A 547-nucleotide genomic window follows, 5' to 3' on the forward strand; every position below is an offset into this window, starting at 1 on the left:
AGATGAATGGAGTCGCGAGGACTATCGCCTTTCTCAGCTAATTCTTGAGAAAAGGGGAAAGGTAATTACCGACGATATGCTCCAAAAGATGAAAGACAAGAGGTTAAAAGACCTGCGACAACCAGAAAAATTCGACATCGACTTTACCTGGTGGCTCAATATTTTCCTGGGGTCTGTATCTGCCGGCCTTTGGAGCATATATTTAAGCTGGGGCCATTTAACCTTAAAAAAGACGCTGCCTAATGGTGAACAGGTCTATGTTTATGACGCATCAAGCCGAAATAATGCAGAGCGAATGCTCTGGATAAGTATACTCATTACTATTATTTGGGTAATAGTACTGGCATTTCGCGTCATATAATCCCTAAATCCGCCTAATCCGTGATGCTGACAACAGAGATGGAATGTACATCGCCATCAGAAATTTTCTCATCATTCATATCTTTAAATTGAAGTTTATGATTTTTTCTAGTTTAATGAATCTGGCTAACAAATGATTTAAGCTACTTTTACACCCCCCAGAAGATAACGTTCTCAAAGAAAAAAA

The 547-nt window shown here is 39.1% G+C and carries 1 protein-coding gene; it reads left to right on the forward strand.

Going from position 1 to position 547, the window contains the following annotated elements:
* Nucleotides 1-361 (forward strand): hypothetical protein (locus E1163_RS30335; RefSeq protein WP_221417915.1); only part of this gene is annotated, 361 nt, incomplete at its 5' end.
* Between the last annotated feature and the right edge of the window lie 186 nt (nucleotides 362-547).

The sequence above is a fragment of the Fulvivirga kasyanovii genome, from assembly GCF_009711405.1.
GTDB classification, from domain to species: Bacteria; Bacteroidota; Bacteroidia; order Cytophagales; family Cyclobacteriaceae; genus Fulvivirga; species Fulvivirga kasyanovii.